General features: G+C 41.9%; 20 protein-coding genes, 1 pseudogene and 1 riboswitch. Of the genes and pseudogenes, 9 read left to right on the forward strand and 12 right to left on the reverse strand.

Annotated elements, in window-relative coordinates:
• Window positions 1-66 precede the first annotated feature (66 nt).
• Window positions 67-276: a hypothetical protein gene (locus PN499_RS25485; RefSeq protein ID WP_007353634.1), complete on the reverse strand. Its 210-nt coding sequence runs from the start codon at window positions 274-276 to the stop codon at window positions 67-69.
• A gap of 614 nt (window positions 277-890) precedes the next feature.
• Here PN499_RS25485 and PN499_RS25490 point away from each other — a divergent pair.
• The 3 genes from PN499_RS25490 to PN499_RS25500 all read left to right on the forward strand — a co-directional run bounded on the left by PN499_RS25490 (window position 891) and on the right by PN499_RS25500 (window position 5508).
• Entirely contained in the window at window positions 891-1769 is an 879-nt protein-coding gene (locus tag PN499_RS25490) for a PstS family phosphate ABC transporter substrate-binding protein (RefSeq protein ID WP_272035807.1), read from the forward strand.
• Window positions 1770-1935: 166 nt separating this feature from the next.
• Entirely contained in the window at window positions 1936-3966 is a 2031-nt protein-coding gene (locus tag PN499_RS25495; protein ID WP_272035809.1) for a sensor histidine kinase, read from the forward strand.
• Window positions 3967-4317: 351 nt separating this feature from the next.
• Complete coding sequence (locus PN499_RS25500; protein ID WP_272035811.1) at window positions 4318-5508, forward strand: DUF3747 domain-containing protein; 1191 nt, start codon at window positions 4318-4320, stop codon at window positions 5506-5508.
• A gap of 51 nt (window positions 5509-5559) precedes the next feature.
• On the opposite strand, the gene PN499_RS25505 is transcribed toward PN499_RS25500, so the two are convergent.
• From PN499_RS25505 to PN499_RS25530, 6 genes and pseudogenes are all read right to left on the reverse strand, one after another.
• Window positions 5560-5775, reverse strand: coding sequence for a pentapeptide repeat-containing protein (locus PN499_RS25505; RefSeq protein ID WP_272035813.1), 216 nt, complete (start codon window positions 5773-5775; stop codon window positions 5560-5562).
• The gene (locus PN499_RS25510; RefSeq protein ID WP_272035814.1) at window positions 5772-6140 is read right to left on the reverse strand and encodes a helix-turn-helix domain-containing transcriptional regulator; all 369 of its coding nucleotides are present in this window, start codon (window positions 6138-6140) and stop codon (window positions 5772-5774) included. The genes PN499_RS25505 and PN499_RS25510 overlap by 4 nt, the downstream gene beginning before the upstream one ends.
• Window positions 6133-6471: a type II toxin-antitoxin system RelE/ParE family toxin gene (locus tag PN499_RS25515; protein ID WP_272035816.1), complete on the reverse strand. Its 339-nt coding sequence runs from the start codon at window positions 6469-6471 to the stop codon at window positions 6133-6135. The genes PN499_RS25510 and PN499_RS25515 overlap by 8 nt, the downstream gene beginning before the upstream one ends.
• Window positions 6472-6517: 46 nt before the next feature.
• A complete protein-coding gene (locus tag PN499_RS25520) occupies window positions 6518-6889 on the reverse strand; it encodes a helix-turn-helix domain-containing transcriptional regulator (protein WP_272035817.1) in 372 nt (123 codons plus the stop codon).
• A gap of 4 nt (window positions 6890-6893) precedes the next feature.
• Window positions 6894-7220: a type II toxin-antitoxin system RelE/ParE family toxin gene (locus PN499_RS25525; protein WP_272035819.1), complete on the reverse strand. Its 327-nt coding sequence runs from the start codon at window positions 7218-7220 to the stop codon at window positions 6894-6896.
• Window positions 7221-7399: 179 nt separating this feature from the next.
• Window positions 7400-7745: pseudogene (locus PN499_RS25530) on the reverse strand (type II toxin-antitoxin system RelE/ParE family toxin).
• Window positions 7746-7866: 121 nt separating this feature from the next.
• Here PN499_RS25530 and typA point away from each other — a divergent pair.
• From typA to PN499_RS25545, 3 genes are all read left to right on the forward strand, one after another.
• Entirely contained in the window at window positions 7867-9657 is a 1791-nt protein-coding gene (gene typA, locus PN499_RS25535; protein ID WP_272035821.1) for a translational GTPase TypA, read from the forward strand.
• Between the two features lie 332 nt (window positions 9658-9989).
• On the forward strand, window positions 9990-10862 hold the full coding sequence (locus PN499_RS25540; RefSeq protein WP_272035823.1) for a ParA family protein: 873 nt from the start codon (window positions 9990-9992) through the stop codon (window positions 10860-10862).
• Entirely contained in the window at window positions 10859-11311 is a 453-nt protein-coding gene (locus PN499_RS25545; protein WP_272035825.1) for a hypothetical protein, read from the forward strand. Before PN499_RS25540 ends, PN499_RS25545 begins: the two co-directional genes overlap by 4 nt.
• Window positions 11312-11529: 218 nt before the next feature.
• On the opposite strand, the gene hpsL is transcribed toward PN499_RS25545, so the two are convergent.
• The 5 genes from hpsL to PN499_RS25570 all read right to left on the reverse strand — a co-directional run bounded on the left by hpsL (window position 11530) and on the right by PN499_RS25570 (window position 16899).
• Window positions 11530-13194, reverse strand: coding sequence for a hormogonium polysaccharide biosynthesis protein HpsL (gene hpsL, locus PN499_RS25550; protein WP_272035827.1), 1665 nt, complete (start codon window positions 13192-13194; stop codon window positions 11530-11532).
• Between the two features lie 61 nt (window positions 13195-13255).
• A complete protein-coding gene (sppA, locus tag PN499_RS25555) occupies window positions 13256-15061 on the reverse strand; it encodes a signal peptide peptidase SppA (protein ID WP_272035829.1) in 1806 nt (601 codons plus the stop codon).
• A 65-nt stretch (window positions 15062-15126) separates the two neighbouring features.
• Window positions 15127-16176, reverse strand: coding sequence for a type 2 isopentenyl-diphosphate Delta-isomerase (gene fni, locus PN499_RS25560; protein ID WP_272035831.1), 1050 nt, complete (start codon window positions 16174-16176; stop codon window positions 15127-15129).
• A gap of 64 nt (window positions 16177-16240) precedes the next feature.
• Window positions 16241-16690, reverse strand: coding sequence for a type II toxin-antitoxin system VapC family toxin (locus PN499_RS25565; RefSeq protein WP_272035833.1), 450 nt, complete (start codon window positions 16688-16690; stop codon window positions 16241-16243).
• Window positions 16687-16899: a hypothetical protein gene (locus PN499_RS25570; RefSeq protein WP_272035835.1), complete on the reverse strand. Its 213-nt coding sequence runs from the start codon at window positions 16897-16899 to the stop codon at window positions 16687-16689. The genes PN499_RS25565 and PN499_RS25570 overlap by 4 nt, the downstream gene beginning before the upstream one ends.
• 301 nt (window positions 16900-17200) lie before the next feature.
• Window positions 17201-17350, forward strand: a riboswitch (cobalamin riboswitch).
• Window positions 17351-17372: 22 nt separating this feature from the next.
• Here PN499_RS25570 and PN499_RS25575 point away from each other — a divergent pair.
• Genes PN499_RS25575 through PN499_RS25585 form a run of 3 tightly spaced genes read left to right on the forward strand, consistent with a single transcriptional unit; the run spans window position 17373 to window position 19241 of the window.
• Window positions 17373-17564 (forward strand): CbtB-domain containing protein, encoded by a 192-nt coding sequence (locus tag PN499_RS25575; protein ID WP_272035836.1) that lies wholly within the window; start codon window positions 17373-17375, stop codon window positions 17562-17564.
• 49 nt (window positions 17565-17613) lie between these two features.
• On the forward strand, window positions 17614-18798 hold the full coding sequence (locus PN499_RS25580) for a hypothetical protein (protein ID WP_272035838.1): 1185 nt from the start codon (window positions 17614-17616) through the stop codon (window positions 18796-18798).
• Between the two features lie 56 nt (window positions 18799-18854).
• Window positions 18855-19241 carry a DUF1636 domain-containing protein gene (locus tag PN499_RS25585; protein ID WP_272035840.1) on the forward strand — a complete coding sequence of 129 codons (387 nt, stop codon included), beginning with the start codon at window positions 18855-18857 and terminating at the stop codon, window positions 19239-19241.
• Window positions 19242-19256 lie beyond the last annotated feature (15 nt).

A 19256-nucleotide genomic window follows, 5' to 3' on the forward strand; every position in this document is an offset into this window, starting at 1 on the left:
GTAATTCTGGATAGAATTATCCTCTGCGTCTCCTCTCAACTAGGGAGATAATCTTCTCCTTCCAAATTAGTTGGTCGTATAATCGGCATCAATCCAACAACGAGGCAGCGTTTCGCCCGAAGGAAAAACTAATGTTTCCTTGGCAAAACTATCTGGTTGTTGCTCCTCTTGACCAGCTTGAATTTGCCCCGGAACTTCATTCTTCATAGGGCTTAACAATGCCTCTATATCTAGGATTTCTACCAGGGTGCCGGATTCTTTTTCTTTTAAAAGCATAGATTCTCCTTAATTAAGCGAATGTGAGTGAGAGGTTAAACACAACTTTAATGTGTTAGTTTTATTGCAGCAATTAACCTTGATAAATCTTTGACTAAAATTGTCAATTCAACTGTAAAACAGACACTTTAATCTGACAATTTATCTAAGAATTGGCATTTTTTTTTGCTCACTATTTACAATATTAAAGCTTTAGAACTGTTTGCGTATCTCTCTATAGTGTAATTTATTAGGACTCTTGGGGATGCTCATTCTCAAGGCAAAGGCAAGCAATTTTTGATAGGACATTTGAGCGATCGCCAGGGAAAACGCATCTATCTCAATTGGTCAGAGACTATCAGGACTTACCCATCGATCCCAAAAAATCAAAATTTAAGATAGCTTCGGGTGAGTGCTGTTAAAGATAACGAATTATAACAAATATTATTCTCAATAAGCTAGAATACGCAAAGTTGCTTGAGAAAATCGGCTCTTGTTTGATATTCCAACGTTGAGCCTGGATAGGTAGCCAGATAGCTTTAAACTTAAATAAGTTCTACCTCTTTAGGAGGATGCTAATAAGCTAGTATTAGTAAACAGCTAAGAGCTGTTGGCAATATAGAACAGAAAACTCAATGAAACGCTCATTATCGATCGCAACTTTGGTCTTAGCGCAGATGGCAGCCGGAACTACCTTGCTGAGCTTGACTAGCTGTACGCCAGTAACGACCGCTCAAAAAAATGTAGAGCCGCAATCACAGCAAACAGTTAAAATTAGCGGTGCTGGTGCAATTTATCCAGCCTTAAAGGTACTGGCAAAAGCCTACGAAAAAAAAGTAACAAACACGGAAATTACCTTCTTTCCTCCCAATCAAAGTGCTGGGGGAATTGCGGGAGTCAAAAACAGTTTAGTTGACATTGGCGCTCTCAGCCGTCAGTTAACAACTGAGGAAAATAACGGTCAACTAACCTATCGCGAGATTGCCAAAGATGCCCTAGTTGTAGCTACTCACCAGAGTGTGAAAGGGGTAAAAAATTTACAAACTAAAGATTTGCAAAGAATTTACAGTGGTGAGATCGTAAATTGGCGAGATTTAGGCGGGCCAGATGCTAAGATTATTGTACTCGATCGCCCTGAAGACGAATCAGCCAAAAAGCTGTTACGAAAGTATTACCTGGGCAAAAGTGTGACCATAACCTCATCAGCGGTGCTACTATCCCAGGAACCCGAATTAATTAGGGCAATGCAAGATACGCCCTATTCTATCGGCTATTTTTCCCTCGCTTATGCCATTGCAAACAACCTGGTAGTGAACCGCTTAAGTCTGGATAACATAGCTGCGACAGTCGAAAATGTTAAAGCTGAAAAATACTTGATGGTGAGGACTCTCGGCATTGTCTACAAAACAACTCCCAGTCAAACTGTCCAAGGATTTCTTGATTTTGTTGCTAGCGAAGAAGGGGCTACAGAGTTGCTACAATCTGGATTTGTGCCATCTATTGCGAAGAAGTAAACAAAGTGTTGCTGATTCACCTGCTTACATTGTTAGCTGGTAATGCCTGTGTAATTGTTTCTCAAGCTCATAACTAATGCAGATTCGCCACTTATTTAAGAAAAACTTACTAATAGCTAGCGCTAGAATAGCTCAAATATTGTGGCGGAATGCCCGGTTTAAAAGTATGTACTCAAAACTGGCTTTAAACCAGAAAATTATTGTCCCATTCCTGTTAGTAATCCTCACTCAGGCAATGGTGTTAATGATTGGCTTTGGCTACTGGTTTTCGAGCAGCCTTGAACAGCAAATGATCGCTGAAGTAGAGAGTCTTTCATCACTGGTTCTGCGAGACTTTCATCGGGAAGAACAGCACTTGCAGTTGCAAACTAGGCTAGTAGGGGATACAGCAGCGGTTCGCTCGGCAGTAAATCAGCGCGATACGGTGGCACTCCTCCAGATTTTACTACCTTTAAAAACCACTTTGCAACTGGACTTGATTAAGGTAGTAGACAAAGATGGTGCGGTACTAGCGAACTTACAGAATGAAGAATTAGCTGATACAATAATTAAGGATCAAACAGCCTTCGATCAAGCGCTCAAAGGGGTGTATCTATCTGATTTGTTAAATATAAAGAAACTAGACGGACATTTACAGTCTGTTTTAGTTGGATTTGCACCTGTAAAGTCTAAAGATGGTATTATCGGCGCGATTATTATTGGCACTTTAATCAGGGATGATTTACTCCAAAAGCTTACTATTGGTACGCGGGAACACTTGATGGCGTTCAATCAAGATAAAGCTGTAATTGCTTCTACTTTGCCAATAGTTCGCAGCAATTTTTCTTGGGTTTCACCACCCCAAGAAGCTCGTCCACAACGAGTTAAGATAGCAGGTGGAGAATATTTTGCTAAAAGTGTAGTGCTTTTAGGGCTAAATAATTCTTCTCTGACTGTGGTGCTGCTCAATTCTGTTGTACCTCTCGATGAAGCTAAACAAGCACTGTGGAGGCATTTGTCAATCTTTTTCTTGCTAACTGGGTGTCTCACCACGTTTGTCGGCATCAAGATAGCGCAAACGATCGCTAGCCCGATACAAGCTATCACTAAAGTAGCTCAACAAGCAACGCGAGAAGCTAATTTTACTGTGCAAGTTCCTGTTACTACTAGCGATGAAGTAGGCTTGTTAGCAATATCATTAAACAGTTTAATTGGGCGGGTAGCAGAACATACTCAAGAAATAGAAATGGCTCGTCAGCATTTAGAAAAACGGGTAGAAGAAAGAACAAAAAAACTTTCTCAAAAGCACGATCAACTTTTGCAAACCCATCACCAACTGCGCCAAGCATTGCAAAATCTTCGGGACACTCAAAGCCAATTAATTCAGGCAGAAAAAATGTCAAGTTTGGGTCAGATGGTGGCGGGAGTTGCCCATGAAATTAATAACCCTCTCAACTTCATTAGTGGCAATCTTAAATATGTTAATAGTTATGTTGAAGACTTAATGAAATTATATCGAGTTTATCAACAAGAATATACGATGCCAAATAGTGCTATAGAGAATCTTACTGAAGAAATTGACTTTGAATTTATAGTCCACGATTTGACGAAAATTTTGTCTTCTATGAAGATGGGTACTGAGCGCATCAGTCAGATTGTGCTGTCTTTACGTAATTTTTCCCGGCTGGACGAAGCGGAACTTAAACGGGTCAATATCCACGAGGGAATTGATAGCACCCTATTGATTATCAGCCATAAGATTAAGGAGGGAATTGAACTTATTAAAGATTATAAAACTTTGCCGCCTGTGGAGTGCTATCCCGCGCAACTGAATCAAGTTTTTATGAATATACTTAGCAATGCGATTGATGCTCTCAATTCACAAGAAAATCAGGAAGCCAAGCAAATTATAATTCAGACGGAACTAGATCCACCCCATGCAGAGCAAGTGCATAGGGCGTTGGTGCGGGTGCGAATTCGAGATAATGGCCCTGGGATTCCTCCCGAAGTTAAAAGAAAGATATTTGACCCATTTTTTACAACGAAGCCGATAGGTCAAGGTACGGGTTTGGGGCTTTCTATTTGCTATCAAATTATTGAAAAGCATCACGGTAAAATTGAGGTAAGTTCAGAGATTGGGCAAGGGACGGAGTTTACGATCGCGCTTCCAGTTAGTCAGTCTTCAACGGGCCATACGCCAGATAGTGACAATTTTTAAGTGTTGATAATTATCTACTCATCAGGTAACGCCGCTGTCTGGGCGGTTTAAGGATAGCGCTGAGGCGGCGGCGCTAGGAAGGATTAGGTATCCTGGGTATCTAAGCTTGTGGGCGATCGCGCACAACAGCAGTAATGACATTATGACAGTTGAAGGGGTGGACTGTAGGAGTATGCCTCATCAAAAATCTAATATCCCGTGAGAATCAGCCCCATCTAGGGTAGACTGCGATCTACAGGTAGCGATCGCAGCTTAAGATCCTGAGACACTTGAGGAAGTACAACAAAAACCCCTAACATTCAAAAGCCCTTCGGCTTCAATAAATATAAGTTAAACAACTCGGTAGGTGTTATGAGAATTTCGTTTAAGAAAACAATTGCAAGTTTGGCCACTTCGGCACTTTTGACAATCGGCGCAGTCAGTTCTGCGATCGCATTCACTTTTGACCAAACAGAAATCGAGCAAGCTAATGTCGCTGCCATTGCTCAACCCCGCCAAGATGGTAGTTACCAATTGCTGATTATAGAACAAATACCTAACAAGCGGCAGTGCTGGAGCGAAAGTGGCAGTCGCCCCATCATCGTCAATCCATTGTTAATGAACTTTGATTTTACCAATGATTGCAGACGGGCCACTGATAGCAACGGCTTTTCTATCCGCATGGGCGGTACTGACTTAGCATTGAAATATAGTTTGAGTTTGCAGAATCTTAACGGGGATGTTGTACTCGTGGGGACTCCAAGCGATCGCACTGCCCAGCCAATTGCGATCGGCAGAACTCAGGGGACAGTTAAGGGTTTTATGAAAGTTATTTTAGAACCTGGCTGGCGCTTCACAAAAAGATCGTACCAAGGTAAAACATTAGGACATTTTTATTTCACCAGCAATCAGCTTGCACCGGGAAGTACAGACACCGGAGGCGGTACTGTCGAGCCTTCACCAACAACATTCAAAGACATTGCTAACGATATCTACGCTACGGAAATTAAAGAAGCTGTCGCCCTTGGATTTGTGGCCGGTTTCTCTGAGGACAATACTTTCCGACCTCAACTTGCTTTAACTAGAGAACAATTAGTCTCCTTAGTATTGGAATCTTTGAAAGGAATACAAGGCGCTAATATTGTGATTCCTACTCAAGCATCTTCTCGCCCTTATAGCGATGTTGAAACTACCCGCTGGAGTGCCGCTAAAATTCAATTTGCACGAGATAAGAACATCGTTAGTGGTTACAAAGATGGCACTTTTAAACCAACTCAACCAGTCACTCGCGCTGAATTAATAGCTGTGTTGCGCCAAGCCGCTCTATTTGGTTTATCTGCACGGGGAATGAGCCCAGTATTAACTCCTAAACAATCGCCGACTAATTTCTCTGATATTCAGAGTCACTGGGCTGCTGCTACTATTAGCCAAATGTCTTCTTATTGTAAGGTAGCTTCTCCGGTTAATGAAGTTGGGAGCCAGTTTTCTCCTGATAGTTCTGCGAAGCGGAATTATGCGGCGGCGGCTACTTTGCGGATGCTCAAATGCGTGAAAGGTCAATAATTAAGTGGATGTAATTACAGGTAGTGGTGGGCAATGCCCACCCTACATTTTTTATTCGTGAGTGGAGCCATCTGGCATAATTGCACCAGTAAGCTTGGCATTTTGAAAGTTAGCGCCCCCTATTTTTGCATCTGTTAAGTTTGCACCAGATAAGTCTGCAAAGCTTAAGTTTGCTGCGCGGAGGTCGGCTGAAATTAGGTCAGCACCACCCAGTTTTGCATAATGTAAAGATGCTTGCCGCTTTTTGACAATGGTGCAAGATATCAAACATTACCAACCTCCGCCAAATCAGCAACAGAATCAATATTTTTCCTTTCCACTTGTTCCGCTTCAGCCACTGAAACTGTTAACTTTAATCCCAAAGTATTTAGCCAATTTGCTAACGCATAAATCGTTTCACTGCCTTTACCAGACAACAAATTATCTAATTTTTCCAAATGCAATTTAGTATCTTCAGCCGACATATTTGGTTCCCCTAGAGCCTCAAATACATCTCTCATTGCATTTCGCATAATTCCCAGTTCCAAATCTCCTTCTTCCTCTTCAAAAATGACAGTAAGGTAAGCAGCAGCAAATACAAAATCTTTCAGAGATTGAATCTTATAAGGATGGTAAGGCAAACTTTTAGGCATTTTCTCTACTCCTGTATTCTATCCAAAATTCCTTAGCCGTTTGAATATCTTGCTCTTGAGTGCTTTTATCTCCACCACATAGCAGAAGCACTATAGTTGCTCCTACTTGTCCAAAATAGACCCGATAGCCAGGGCCAAAATCAATTCTAAATTCCCAGACTCCCTCTCCCAGGGAGTGATAGTCTCCAAGGTTGCCACTGCTAACCCGCTCAAGCCTTTTAATAATCTTAGCTTTGCCTTTAAAGTCGCGGAGGGAGTCTAACCACTCCGAGAAAGGAATTCTGCCATCTGGGGTGGCATAACGCTGAATTTCCCTCGGTGTTGCTTCCATAACTTAGATTATAGATCCTGAATACTCCCATCGTAAACCTGCAATTTTAAATATTACCAACCTCCGCCAATTCAGCAACTATATCAATATTTTCCCCTTCCACTTGTTCCGCTTCAGCCACTGAAACTGTTAACTTTAATCCCACAGCCTTCAACCAATTTGCTAACGCATAAATCGTTTCACTGCCTTTATCAGACAACAAATTATCTAGTTTTTCCAAATGTAATTTAGCTTCCTCCGCCGACATATTTGGTTCCCCCAGAGCTTCAAATATATCTCTCAACGCTGAGATCAAAATACCAAGCTCTAAATCTCCCTCTTCTTCTTCATTCAAAAGTAGCGTGATATAGCCAGCAGAGTAGATCGGATCTTTGAGATGGGAAATTTTAAAGGGATGGTAAGGTAAACTTTTAATCATGTTATTAACTCCTGTAATCATTCCAGTATTCCTTAGCCTTGCGAATGTCTTGCTCTTGAGTGCTTTTATCTCCACCTATCAGCAAAAGTACAATTGTTTCTCCAACTTTTCCAAAATAAATCCGATAGCCAGGGCCATAATTTATCCTCAACTCACAGACCCCCTCTCCCACCGAGGGAGCATCCCCTAAATTACCATTTCCAACTCGCTCAAGCCGTTTTTCAATCCTAAGTATAGCGTTGAAATCCCGCAGCGAATCAAACCACTCATCAAAAGGTACTCGGCCATCGGCGATAACATAACGCTTAATTTCCTTTGGTGTTACTTCCATAACTTAGATTATAGATGCTGAATACTCCCCTCGTAAACCTGCAATGTTAAACATTACCAACCTCCGCCAATTCAGCACCTGGATCAATATTTTCCCCTTCTCCTTCCAAATGCACTGTGAGGTAAGCAGCAGCGTGTATCTTATCTTTAAGAGCTTCAATCAGATCATCCTAATAGCTATCACTCGTAGGCATTTTCACGTTGTTCATAATCTATCCAATACTCCTTGGCTTTGCGGATATCTCGATCTTGAGTGCCCTTATCCCCACCACAGAGGAGAAGCACTATCGTTGCTCCTATTTGTGCAAAATACACCCGATAGCCAGGGCAATAATCAATTTTTAATTCGCAGACTCCTTCTCCTACAGACCTAAAGTTTCCCAAATTGCCTAAGCAAACGAGGTCAAGTCTTTGCTCGATCTTTGACGATCGCACCCAAATCGCCAAGGGAACTAAGCCATTCTGCAAAAAGATTTCTGCCGTCGGCTGTAACATAGCGCTGAATGACCCTCAGTGGTACTGTCATGCTTTTATCCTAACCGCTGAGTAATCCAAATAATACAGCCGCCCTACACACCCCTTGACCACATAAGCTATAATTGTTAAGAAATCTTTAGTTAACGCTCTGAACGTCCCAGACGCAATTTATGAGTCTTCCCATTCGCAACATAGCTATCATCGCCCACGTAGATCACGGCAAAACTACCCTTGTAGACGCTCTACTCCGACAATCCGGCATCTTCCGTGAAGGGGAAGAAATTCCAGATTGCGTCATGGACTCCAATGACATCGAGCGGGAACGCGGTATCACCATCCTTTCCAAAAATACGGCCGTTACCTACAAAGAAACTCTGATTAATATCGTTGATACCCCCGGACACGCTGACTTTGGTGGCGAAGTTGAGCGAGTGCTCGGTATGGTAGACGGTTGTTTATTGATTGTAGATGCCAACGAAGGGCCGATGCCACAAACCCGATTTGTGCTCAAAAAAGCCTTAGAAAAAGGACTGCGACCGATTGTTTTTGTCAACAAAATTGACCGCGAACGAGCTGACCCCCACAAAGCAGTTGATAAAGTTTTAGATTTATTTCTTGAACTAGGTGCAGATGACGATCAGTGTGAATTTCCCTACTTATTCGGTTCCGGTTTAACGGGTTACGCTAAAAAACACCTTGAAGATGAAGGTGTGGACATGAAACCGCTATTTGAAGAAATTTTAGACCATGTTCCGCCACCCGTTGGCGACCCTGAAAAACCGCTACAATTACAAGTCACTACTTTGGATTATTCCGAATATGTAGGGCGAATTGTGATCGGCCGCATCCACAACGGTACAATTAAAATCGGTCAGCAAGCGGCTTTAATCACAGAAAGCGGTGCAATTATCAAATCCAAAATTACAAAACTGATGGGATTTGACGGTCTGAAGCGGATTGATATTCCAGAATCTTCTGCGGGTAATATTGTCGCAGTGGCCGGTTTTGCCGAGGCGAATATTGGGGAAACGATTACTTGTCCCAACGATCCGCAAGCTTTACCCTTGATTAAGGTTGACGAACCGACCTTACAGATGACATTTTCGGTGAACGATTCACCATTTGCGGGTCAGGAAGGGAAGCTGGTGACATCCCGGCAAGTGCGCGATCGCTTAATGCGAGAATTAGAAACTAACGTTGCTTTGCGCGTAGAAGAAACCGACTCTCCCGACAAATTCTTAGTATCGGGACGCGGCGAATTGCACCTGGGTATTTTAATTGAAAATATGCGCCGCGAGGGTTACGAGTTCCAAGTTTCTCAACCGCAAGTAATCTACCGCGAAGTCGGTGGTCGTCCTTGCGAACCCTTCGAGTGTTTGGTCTTAGACGTTCCCGAAGAAGCTGTGGGTGGTTGTATCGAACGTCTCGGCCAACGCAAGGGAGAAATGCAGGATATGCACGTTGGTGGAAATGGCCGCACTCAAATAGAATTTTCAATTCCCGCACGCGGTTTGATTGGGTTCCGAGGCGAGTTTATGCGTTTGACTCGCGGCGCTGGAATTATGAATCATAGTTTCCTTGATTATCGCCCCCTTGGTGGTGAAATTGCAGCCCGTCGCAATGGGGTTTTGATTTCTTTTGAAGAGGGAATCGCCACTTATTATTCATTGCAAAATGCTGAAGATCGCGGCGTGTTTTTCATCACTCCCGGAACCAAGGTTTATCGGGGGATGATTATTGGTGAAAATAATCGCGGTGAAGATTTAGAACTCAATATTTGCAAGTCGAAGCAGTTAACGAATCACCGGGCCTCTGGGGGTGAGGAATTAGTACAATTGCAAGCACCTGTAGATATGAGTTTGGAACGTGCTTTGGAGTATATTGGGCCCGATGAGTTGGTGGAGGTAACGCCTCAGTCAATTCGCTTGCGGAAGCTGAGTAAGAAGTTGGTGAAGCGTTAAAATTTAAGGGTGGGTAATTCCCACCCTTTGTTTTCTGGGTAAAAGAGTGTGGCGGAAGTTATAAAATTTATAGATACTATAACTGAGCTTGTAATCGCTCTCCAGCATCAGATATTATAAGAGCTGTGAATCGCTCGAAAATTTTTAATTATAGCTATGTGCGATGCGTGAAAAGATAAATATATTATCTAACGATAGCATGATAATAACACTAAAAGCTAACTTAGTTCGGTGAGTGGGGAAATATTAAAGAGTAGGCGCGATCGCCATCTCTCCTAATCCCAATAATATGTTTTAATAAATACTTACAGAAAACTTAAACCAGAGCATCCATGAGCCCTAAAACAATAGCAGTTATCAATTTTAAAGGTGGTGTAGGAAAAACCACAGTCAGTTGGTGTCTAGGAAAAGTGCTTTCCGAAGAAACAAACTGGCAAACTTTAATGTTTGACCTAGATCCACAAATGTCATTAACTGAAGCCATCGGACTAAATGAAAATACAGGTCATTTAGATGACAAATTTGGCAAGTGGTACGAAAGATCTATTAAATATCGCCAAACCATTTATGATGCTCTAGAGGTCTTTAAAAAAGCTGGACAAAATTTTAAATTTCCCGTCGGGGTTGATACCATATACGAAATTGATGAGCAGCTACATTTTATCCCTTCAGTTGAAGAATTGTACTGGCTAGAGCTTGAGGGATTTGAGGCAAAAAATGTTAAAGACTTCATCCGCCGATTTGTTGGTAAAATTGTTAATTCTTCCCATTTACCAAATTATGACTTTATCCTTTTTGACTGTTCTCCTTCCTTTAACCTACTTTCCTACAGCGTACTCTCCTGCTGCGACTTGGTATTAATTCCTGTAAATCCTGATTATTTTGGTTCCAGAGGATTGAGCTTACTTCTCAACTCTCTCAAAAGAAGAATCGAACCTTTTCCTTTTCCCAAAATAGCTGTATTTATGAATAAAGCCAAAACCTACGGAGGTCTTCTGACAAATGAAGTACAATTTTACATGAGAGAGGATAAGAGGATTTGCGCTGAAGCAGCCGCAGAGAATAACATACCAATTAAGTTTTTGGAATCTACTATTCGAGAAACTGTGGGAATTAAACGGGCAATAAATGAAGGAGAATTACCCGCAGACATAGTAGCAGACTTTGACGAATTGTGGCGCGAATGTGCGGAGTACCTGAAATGAAGAAAGAAGAACTATTTCAGAATGATGACGAAGAGATTGTAGAGCTAACTGACGAAATTACTGAACTTAAAGCAATAATGCGAGAAGTTTCTAGAAAATTGACTCGGATTGAAACTAAGGTGAAGCGTGGATTAAATTCTGCCCCAAAAAACTCGGAATCCAAAGTATCTCAACTCACTTCAAATGCTAACGAATCTCAGAATTTATCTCCTGAACAAGTATTAGAAGTTTATGAAGAACTCCGTTTAAAAGCTAAAGACGGAAATGAGGAAGCAGTGAAGCAGAAATTGTCGGATATGAACTTAAACGATCTTAACCTTCTCTGCTGGGAATTAGGTGCATCTGTGAGAGGGAAAACTCACTCACGGAAAAAAATGCTTGATGCTATTCTTGGCAGAATCAAACAGAGTTTGATGCTTTCACGGCATATTGACCGCAAGATGCTATAGCTAGGGATTAGGGGCTAGGGGAAGAAGGGAATAGAATGAATGGTTTTAGGAATTCATAACGTCCTAACTGCTAAGACGATTGCTATATACAGGACTTACGCACCCAACTAAAGAAACCGGGTTTTTTACAAAAATACTTCGCCTGCACCCACAGATTCTCTCAAAAACCCGGTTTCTGGGACGACCTGCATAAGTCCTGTATATAAAGTTTTCAACACTTAAATTGGAGAGCTTTCTATAATTTTTTTCTCTTTAAGCTGTTGGCCTCTTGATAAATTTTTTAGCACGAGTTTTTGATATTTTTCAGCTTCTAGTTGCTGCTCAATTTTGGGTAACTTAAAGACCACTCCTGCCAACATCCAGTAATAAACCGTTACTGGATCGACATCTAAAGGATAGTATTGAGGATTGATGCTAATAAAGCCAATAAATACCCAAAAACTAGCCCCGTAAATTCGCAAACTTCGGTCTCGCACAGAGCGGTAAGCTTTGAAAGTTAGGAAAGTTAAGTGTAAAAACATCACCTGAAATGCAATTGCACCAGGATAGCCAAGTTCGTATATCAGCTTGGGTTGGTAGGTTTCAATTAACTGTGTAGCACCTAAAAAACGGGTGGAATTGGTAGCTTTACCCAACCCGATACCTAATAAATGTCCGTCAATAAAATTATGGCTTTGCTGAAATTGATTAAATAGAAATTGTTGAGGTGGTGCAGCATTCCAACGACTGACAAAACTCTCCCACCTTTGTTCAACTATTTGTGGGTTAGTGGCAGCACCTATACAGAGGAGAATGGTTAAACCTACGCCAATCGGAATAAACCGCTTAAAGTTAACCAATTCACCTGTAAGAATTAGTAGAATCACAATAGCAACCGGAACAACAATTAAGGCAGCTCTTTGACCAGAAATAACAGCATTTATAAACACTAATGCCATACCTCCTAAACCCATCATCCGCCACCACAAGGAAGGATCGCTAAAGGCAGAAGCGAAAGTTAAAAAGGCATTAGCAATTAAAAACCACGCCCACTGCCAAGGTGCTACAAACGTCCCAGGTAGGCGAATCATGTTTACCTCTGGACTAAATACAAGCGAGCCTCCCACAAAACACTTGGCAGTTAAAGTTGCTTTAAATAACAGCTCTCCCGTCAGTCCTCTAGTGCCTGGACATTTCCCACTTGTTAACATAAAATATTGAATAAAACCGAGAGTACAACAAGCGATTGCCAGCAGCAAGTGCATCCGGGTAAAAAATAACAAATCCTGTTTATTACGAATTAGATAATACATACAAGGAATTAGTGCCGAGTATCCGAGCAGCACTTTCAATCCTAGAATTCCTTGTAATATAGGTTTGTCACGTCCAGGGTTAAGCTGCAATCCTCCATTAGCGAAAATTAGAGTCAAGAATGCAAAACCCAAGACAATACTAAAAGTGGGAATCAAATTTTTAGGAATTAAAAAAGGTAGCCTTTTCTTTTTGCAATTTTGAATCAGTGCAATTAGAGCTGGGATGTAAAAAGCATCTTTAGCTATTTGGAAAATTGCATTGCCACCACCGATCCAGTAAGTAACTGTACCACTGAAAGGTAAGTAGATGAAAAAAGCCCAAAGAGCTTGACGAGGATATTTATAGGAAAGCATTAAAATTGCCGCACCGCCACCCCCAGCAATAGCTATTTTAACCTTACCTAGTAATAAGAAAATCATCCCAATTACTGCACCAATCGAGCCAAAAGTAGCGAACGCTTTTATGGCTTCTTGCTTTTGGCGTGCTGCTTTGCGCTTTTGTACAGCTAGTGCCTTCTTGGTGAGTTTTGGGGTTTTAGTAATGCTTGGCTTCTGTTTCGATTTCTTGGATTTGCGCTTACTTTTCAACATTACTCAATCAGGTTAACAGTTAACGGTTAACGGTTAACAGTTAACTGTTAACTATTAACTGTTAATCAATTCGCAAATTAAAAGGCAAACGAGTATAAATGCCATGAGGGTCATTCATAGATCTTAAAATCACCAGTTCATCCTGAAATTTATTAAACTCTGCCGTCAGAGGATCGAGCCTTGTATCTGGTTTAGAAATGCGGACTCCTGACAATCTTTCCAAAATTCGTTCCTCTAAACTGCGGCGTTTAGGGTACTCTTCTAAGTGCCAATTATCTCCTAACTTAGCCTGCTTTGCGGCTGCTTGAATCGCGTTTTCTATACCTCCGATTTCATCGACTAAACCCAATTGCTTCGCCGCCAAACCCGACCAAACTCGCCCTTGAGCAATTTCTTGTACTTTGGTCAAGGGGAGCTTACGGGACTCTGCTACTTTCTGGGTAAATCGGTCATAAATTCGATCGACTACTCTCTGTATATTGGCTAATTCTTGAGGAGTTTTGGGGCGGGAAATCGTTTCTGAATCGGCATAGCGACCAGTCTTTACACTATCCCAAGAAATGCCATTGTTATTTGCTAGCTTTTGGGCATTCATCAGCAAACCAAAAACGCCAATAGAACCCGTAATTGTATTGGGTTCGGCAAAAATTCGGTTGGCATTCATCGAGATCCAATAACCGCCGGAAGCTGCTAAGTTACCCATTGAAACTATTACTGGTTTCTTCTTGCGGGTGAGCACTACTTCTCGGCCAATTACTTCAGAGGCGGTGGCGCTACCACCGGGACTGTTGACGCGCAGGACTACTGCTTTAACGTTTTCATTTTCTCGCAGTTCTCGCAGTTCTTTAGCAATGCGATCGCCTCCTACTTGAGTTTGGCTGCCTTCGCCGTCAACGATGTCACCTTCAGCATAGATCACTGCAATTTGTTTCTTATCGTCAGCACGAGCATTTTTGGTTTTGTTTTCACCAATTTTAGTATAGTTTTTCAGGGTGATTTGCTTGAAAGATTTATCCTCCCGATCTACTCCTGTGAGTTTCTTGAGTTCTGCAACTATTTCATCAAAGTAAGCGACTTTATCAATCAGTTTGCTGTTGAGAGCTTCATCTGCCATTAAGGTGCCGCGATTATCTGCGATCGCTTGTAATTGCGTTGTTTTTAATTTCCGGTTCTGTGCAACTGTATTCAGAAATTCGCTCCAAATATCTCCCAACCATTTTTCTGTTTGTTGCCGATTTTCTGGGCTCATTTTTTTGAGCAAAAATGGTTCTACGGCTGACTTATATTTGCCCACACGGGTAACTTGTACGCCGATGCCAAATTTTTCCAGCGCACCTGATAAAAACATCTGTTCGCTGCTAAAACCGTTGATTTCTACACCCCCAAGAGGGTTGACAGCAATCGTGTTCGCAACTGAACCGAGATAATATTCCCGTTCTGTCCAGTCCATATCATAGGCAAAAATGGGTTTTTTTGACTTTTGGAAATTCTGGAGAGCCAAGCGTATTTCCTGGAGGTTTGCCCAGCCTGTACTACCGCTATCGGCACTACCTTGAAGATATAGTCCGACAATTTTTGGATCTTTTTTAGCTGTTTCTAAAGCATCTAAAACGCTTCGGAGAGTCATACTGTCTGAGCGGTCGTCAGAGAGCGCTTCTCCGATGGTAGTGTTAGGTTTGGAGTCAGTAATGTTTAGTGAAAGGTCTAAAACAATTACAGATTTGTCTTTAACTTGTGGCCCTGATTCTTTGGAGGCAGCAGCAACTATCAAAATCACCAGTCCCCCAAATCCTAGAGTGAAAATAAGGCCAAGTCCTAGCAGGTTTCCAAGTAAGCTAGCAAAGGTATATTTTAGAAAATCTTTCATTGTTATTGGTTAGTGGTGATTGGTTAGTGGTTAACAGTTAACAGTTAATAGTTAACAGTTAATAGTTAACAGTTAATAGTTGACAGAACTCCAGAATTTTTTAGATCGTGGAGGTTAGAACTACCTGTACAGAATAGAACTGTGGCGATCTCTGCGATTAAAATTTCAACTAGCTCGTTAACGGCTGCTTCTGATTCGGCTGCTGCTTGTAGTAGAGGCCATGCTAGTCCAGCTATGTCGGCTCCCAGCGCGATCGCTTTTGCTACATCTAACCCATTTCGCAATCCTCCAGAGGCAATTAGCGGGACTTTTGGCGCTGCGGTGCGGACGTTAACAATGCACTCGGCGGTTGGTACTCCCCAGTCCGCAAATGTGGTGCCTAGCCTGCGCTGTTTAGCATTTTTTGCCCGTTCTCCTTCTATTTTTGCCCAAGAAGTGCCACCAGCTCCCGCAACGTCAATCGCACTTACACCAGCTTCGAGTAATTTCATTGCCATTACTCCAGAAATGCCATTGCCGACTTCTTTAGCAATCACTGGTACTGGCAATTTATAGCATAATTTAGAAATTTTATCAAGCAATCCTTTAAAGTTAGTATCGCCTTCAGTTTGAATGCACTCTTGCAAGGGATTGAGATGCAGAATCAAAGCATCTGCTTCTAAAAAATCGATCGCTTGTTGGCATTGTTCTAGACCGTAGTTATAGTTTAGCTGCACGGCTCCGATATTAGCAAATAAAAGAATATCAGGAGCTCTCTGCCGCACGGTAAAAGTATCAGCTAATTCCGGCTTTTCTAAAGCTACGCGCTGAGAACCAACACCCATTGCAATTTTATAATGTTGGGCAACATCTGCTAAGCGATAATTAATTGTCTGGGCTAATTCAGTGCCGCCAGTCATAGAAGAAATTAGTAGGGGTGCAGCAATTTTTTTGCCGAGGAATTTTGTACTTAAATCAATCTCACTTAAACTTAATTCTGGCAAGCAACAATGAGTAAAACGGTAGCGTTCTAGTCCATTAGTAGTTTGATGAAACTGTACATCTTCTTCGAGGCAAATACGGATGTGTTCTGCTTTGCGAGTTTGGGTTTGTGCTGGGGGCGTTAATGGTATCACGTTTGTTAGTTTTGAATTTGGTAGGTATCAATAAATGGGAGTGGGGAGATAAATCTTGTATAATTTAAGTAATCTCATTCCAGAGTTTAGCTGGAACAAAGCGAGTTAAGTGTCTAACATTTGTAGTAGCGATAACGGTATTTTCACCTTTATTGCTAATAGTGAAAGCCTGTGCTGCTAAAATTACATCTGCATCCAGAGCTTGATTGTTTGCTGTTGGTTGACCTTGTTTTCTTGCATCTGCCCAGAATTCAGCAGCTTTCAACATTACTTCTCTGGTAATAGGAGTATAGCCAATTTGATCTATGAGGTTATCGAGGCGTTGAAGTCCCCTGATTTTGTTAGCGCGCAGCAATTCACGCCGCACCTCATAATCGGCAATTTCAGGGACAAGAACTCGGTAGTTAGTTGAGATCAGCGATTGTAGCCATTGCTTACATTCAAAAGCCTGTGATGACCCGCTGGGATTCGTCACAAGTCCCAAGGGGCCGGAGTCAAGTAAAACTGTTTTCATGGAAAGAGTTTTCTGTAAGATGAGCGATCTTCGTCAATTACTTTCATTAAATATTCTAAGGTTTCACGTTGCTCTTGAGCTTCTTCTTCATCAACGTTACACCATTCATCCAGCATATCAATAGTCTTCTGTACTTGTTCGGGAGTTAGAGGTTCTAGTGACGATATAGCTTTGGCTTGAATCTGTTGTTCTATCTGCTGTGAAGTCATGCTGTTTAACTCTAGGTTGTTTAGGTACGGAGACTATTGTAACTCTTTTTTACTCCGCTAGTGCGATCGCACTTCTTACTATAGCCTATTGATATCAACTAATACACTTTAAATCGAGCGCAAATTTCATCAGGCATGAGCTGGGATTACTAATTAGTATTTTAAGCTAATTTATATTAATATTTCGAGAGCAATTAGCATCCTCACAGCCACTTGCGATCGCACCTACCTTTGCTGTCCCTCAATTTCTAAGTATTTTTACTCAGTCTTAAATATTTTGTTCAAAGACAGCAAGTGTGATACAATGCTAAAACTCAGTCGGTTCTAGCGGGGAGCAGCCGCTAGAGGTAACGGGGAAAGTTCGGTGCAAATCCAACGCTGTCCCGCAACTGTAAAGGAGAAATCACCCAAATCTCCTAGCCAGAATGCCCACCACTGTTTTAATTGTCCTACATTCATCAGCGAGGTACATGATGACTACACAATCACTTCTTTCAGTTCAGCAACAGACAGCAAACTTTGCTCTATCTAAACCAGTACAAGCGACACTCTATATCTCGCTCTGTGCTTTAACACTCTGGACAATTTACTTCACAACCCATCCAGCAGTTCACAACAAAGTACATTCTCTACGTCATCATACTTTGATGGTTAGTTGCCATTAAAGCTGTCAGAAATAGCCATCAGCTTTAATAGTAACAAACCAAAACTCAAATGTCAAAATTCAAGTTAATGCCGCTCATCATAATTTTTGTGATGAGCATTACTGTCTATGGTTGGGTAGGGTTTTCACAAGTAACAAAACCAACAGTCCGACTGAGCGCAGAGCCGCCTCTAAGTCAAATTGTACCATTTGAGGCAGAAGCTACCGCGCCTCAGTCACCCGTGAAATTGACACTGCAAGCAGTAGATGAAGCAGGTAAACCTTTAGAAAATGCCCAAATTCACTTAACCATCCTCACTCCCCCAAAAAATCCCTGGTTTACCACAGATTTCCCGATTGTTGAAGGAACAAAGTTACTCGATATTAATGCTAACGCTCCTAAAGGTGAGTTGCAAATTCAACAAATGCTGCCAATTCGAGGTACTTATCAACTGTTGGTAAATGTTACTCCAATTGTGGCTAATGCCTTTGCTCCCATCCAGCAAACTCTGACTTTATCCGTTCCTGAAAATTGGTTAAAATATCGTAACTTTAGCATCCTAGCAGCAATTTTACTCCTGGTTGGGTTAGCAGGAGGTTGGATTATAGGAGGGGATCAAAAAATTCAGCCGGGAGAAATTGCTCCCCAACGAGTGAGACTGTTGTTGAGCGCAGCAATCGTTGTCGCGATCGCATCGCTATTATACCTCAACATCAGCGCTGAGATCGCACAATCTCATATGTCCATGCCTGCCTCCCATATCTCTCATCATCAAGCTAAACCTGATAGCTCAGGAATTGTCCAATCTGAGGGATTTAAAGCGCAATTATCTAGCGATCTTAGCGCCACCGTCGGCCAACCGGCCAACTTCCAACTGCAAGTAATCGACACCCAAATAAACCAACCTGCCACAGACGTAAAATTCAATATCAAAGCAACTCAGCTAGAAGATCGATGGATTACCTTTGCTTACCAAGGCTTTCCAGATGCTAGCGGAAAACTAGCTTGGAAACAACAATTTTTTGACGGAGCCCCCCACCAAATAGAAGTAGAAATTTCTCCCCAACCTAATGCCAAACGCCAATTCCAACCCTTCCTAGTTTCCCAAGAAATAGGAGTAGAAGGAATAGCACCACCTTTACTGGTGCGATTAATTGTTCTCGGCTACTTCACCAGCATTATCTTAATTGGTTTAATGCTAGGTATCTGGCTGCAACGCCGTCGGTTTTCGCTTCCCACGTCGGCAAATCGTTAGAATTATTGCCCCAATATCAGGGTGGAATTAGATTAAATTCTCAGGATGATTCATTGATGAAAACTCAACATACTCTCTTTGTTTGTACAACCTGCTCCAGCATTTGGAAAGATGGAAAACGAGAAGGTAAAAGCGGCGGCGAATACCTATTAGAACAAGTCTCGCACTTAGCAAAAAATTGGGAATTGCGAGATGATTTCCAGATTCAAGAAGTCAACTGTATGAGTGCTTGTAATCGTTCTTGTGCCGTTTCTTTTGCCGCTTCTGGGAAATACACTTATCTCTTCGGTGACTTACCCGCCAACGAAGGTGAAAGTGCCGCCGCAGTGCTAGAATGTGCTAGCCAATACTATGCCAAAGCTGATGGTTTATTGCCTTGGTCGGAGCGACCAGAACCGCTAAAAAAAGGCATCGTTGCCCGGATTCCACCGCTACCAAATTAATCCATAACGCCGCCC

It is taken from the genome of Kamptonema animale CS-326, assembly GCF_028330895.1.
Classification (GTDB): Bacteria; Cyanobacteriota; Cyanobacteriia; order Cyanobacteriales; family Microcoleaceae; genus Kamptonema; species Kamptonema formosum.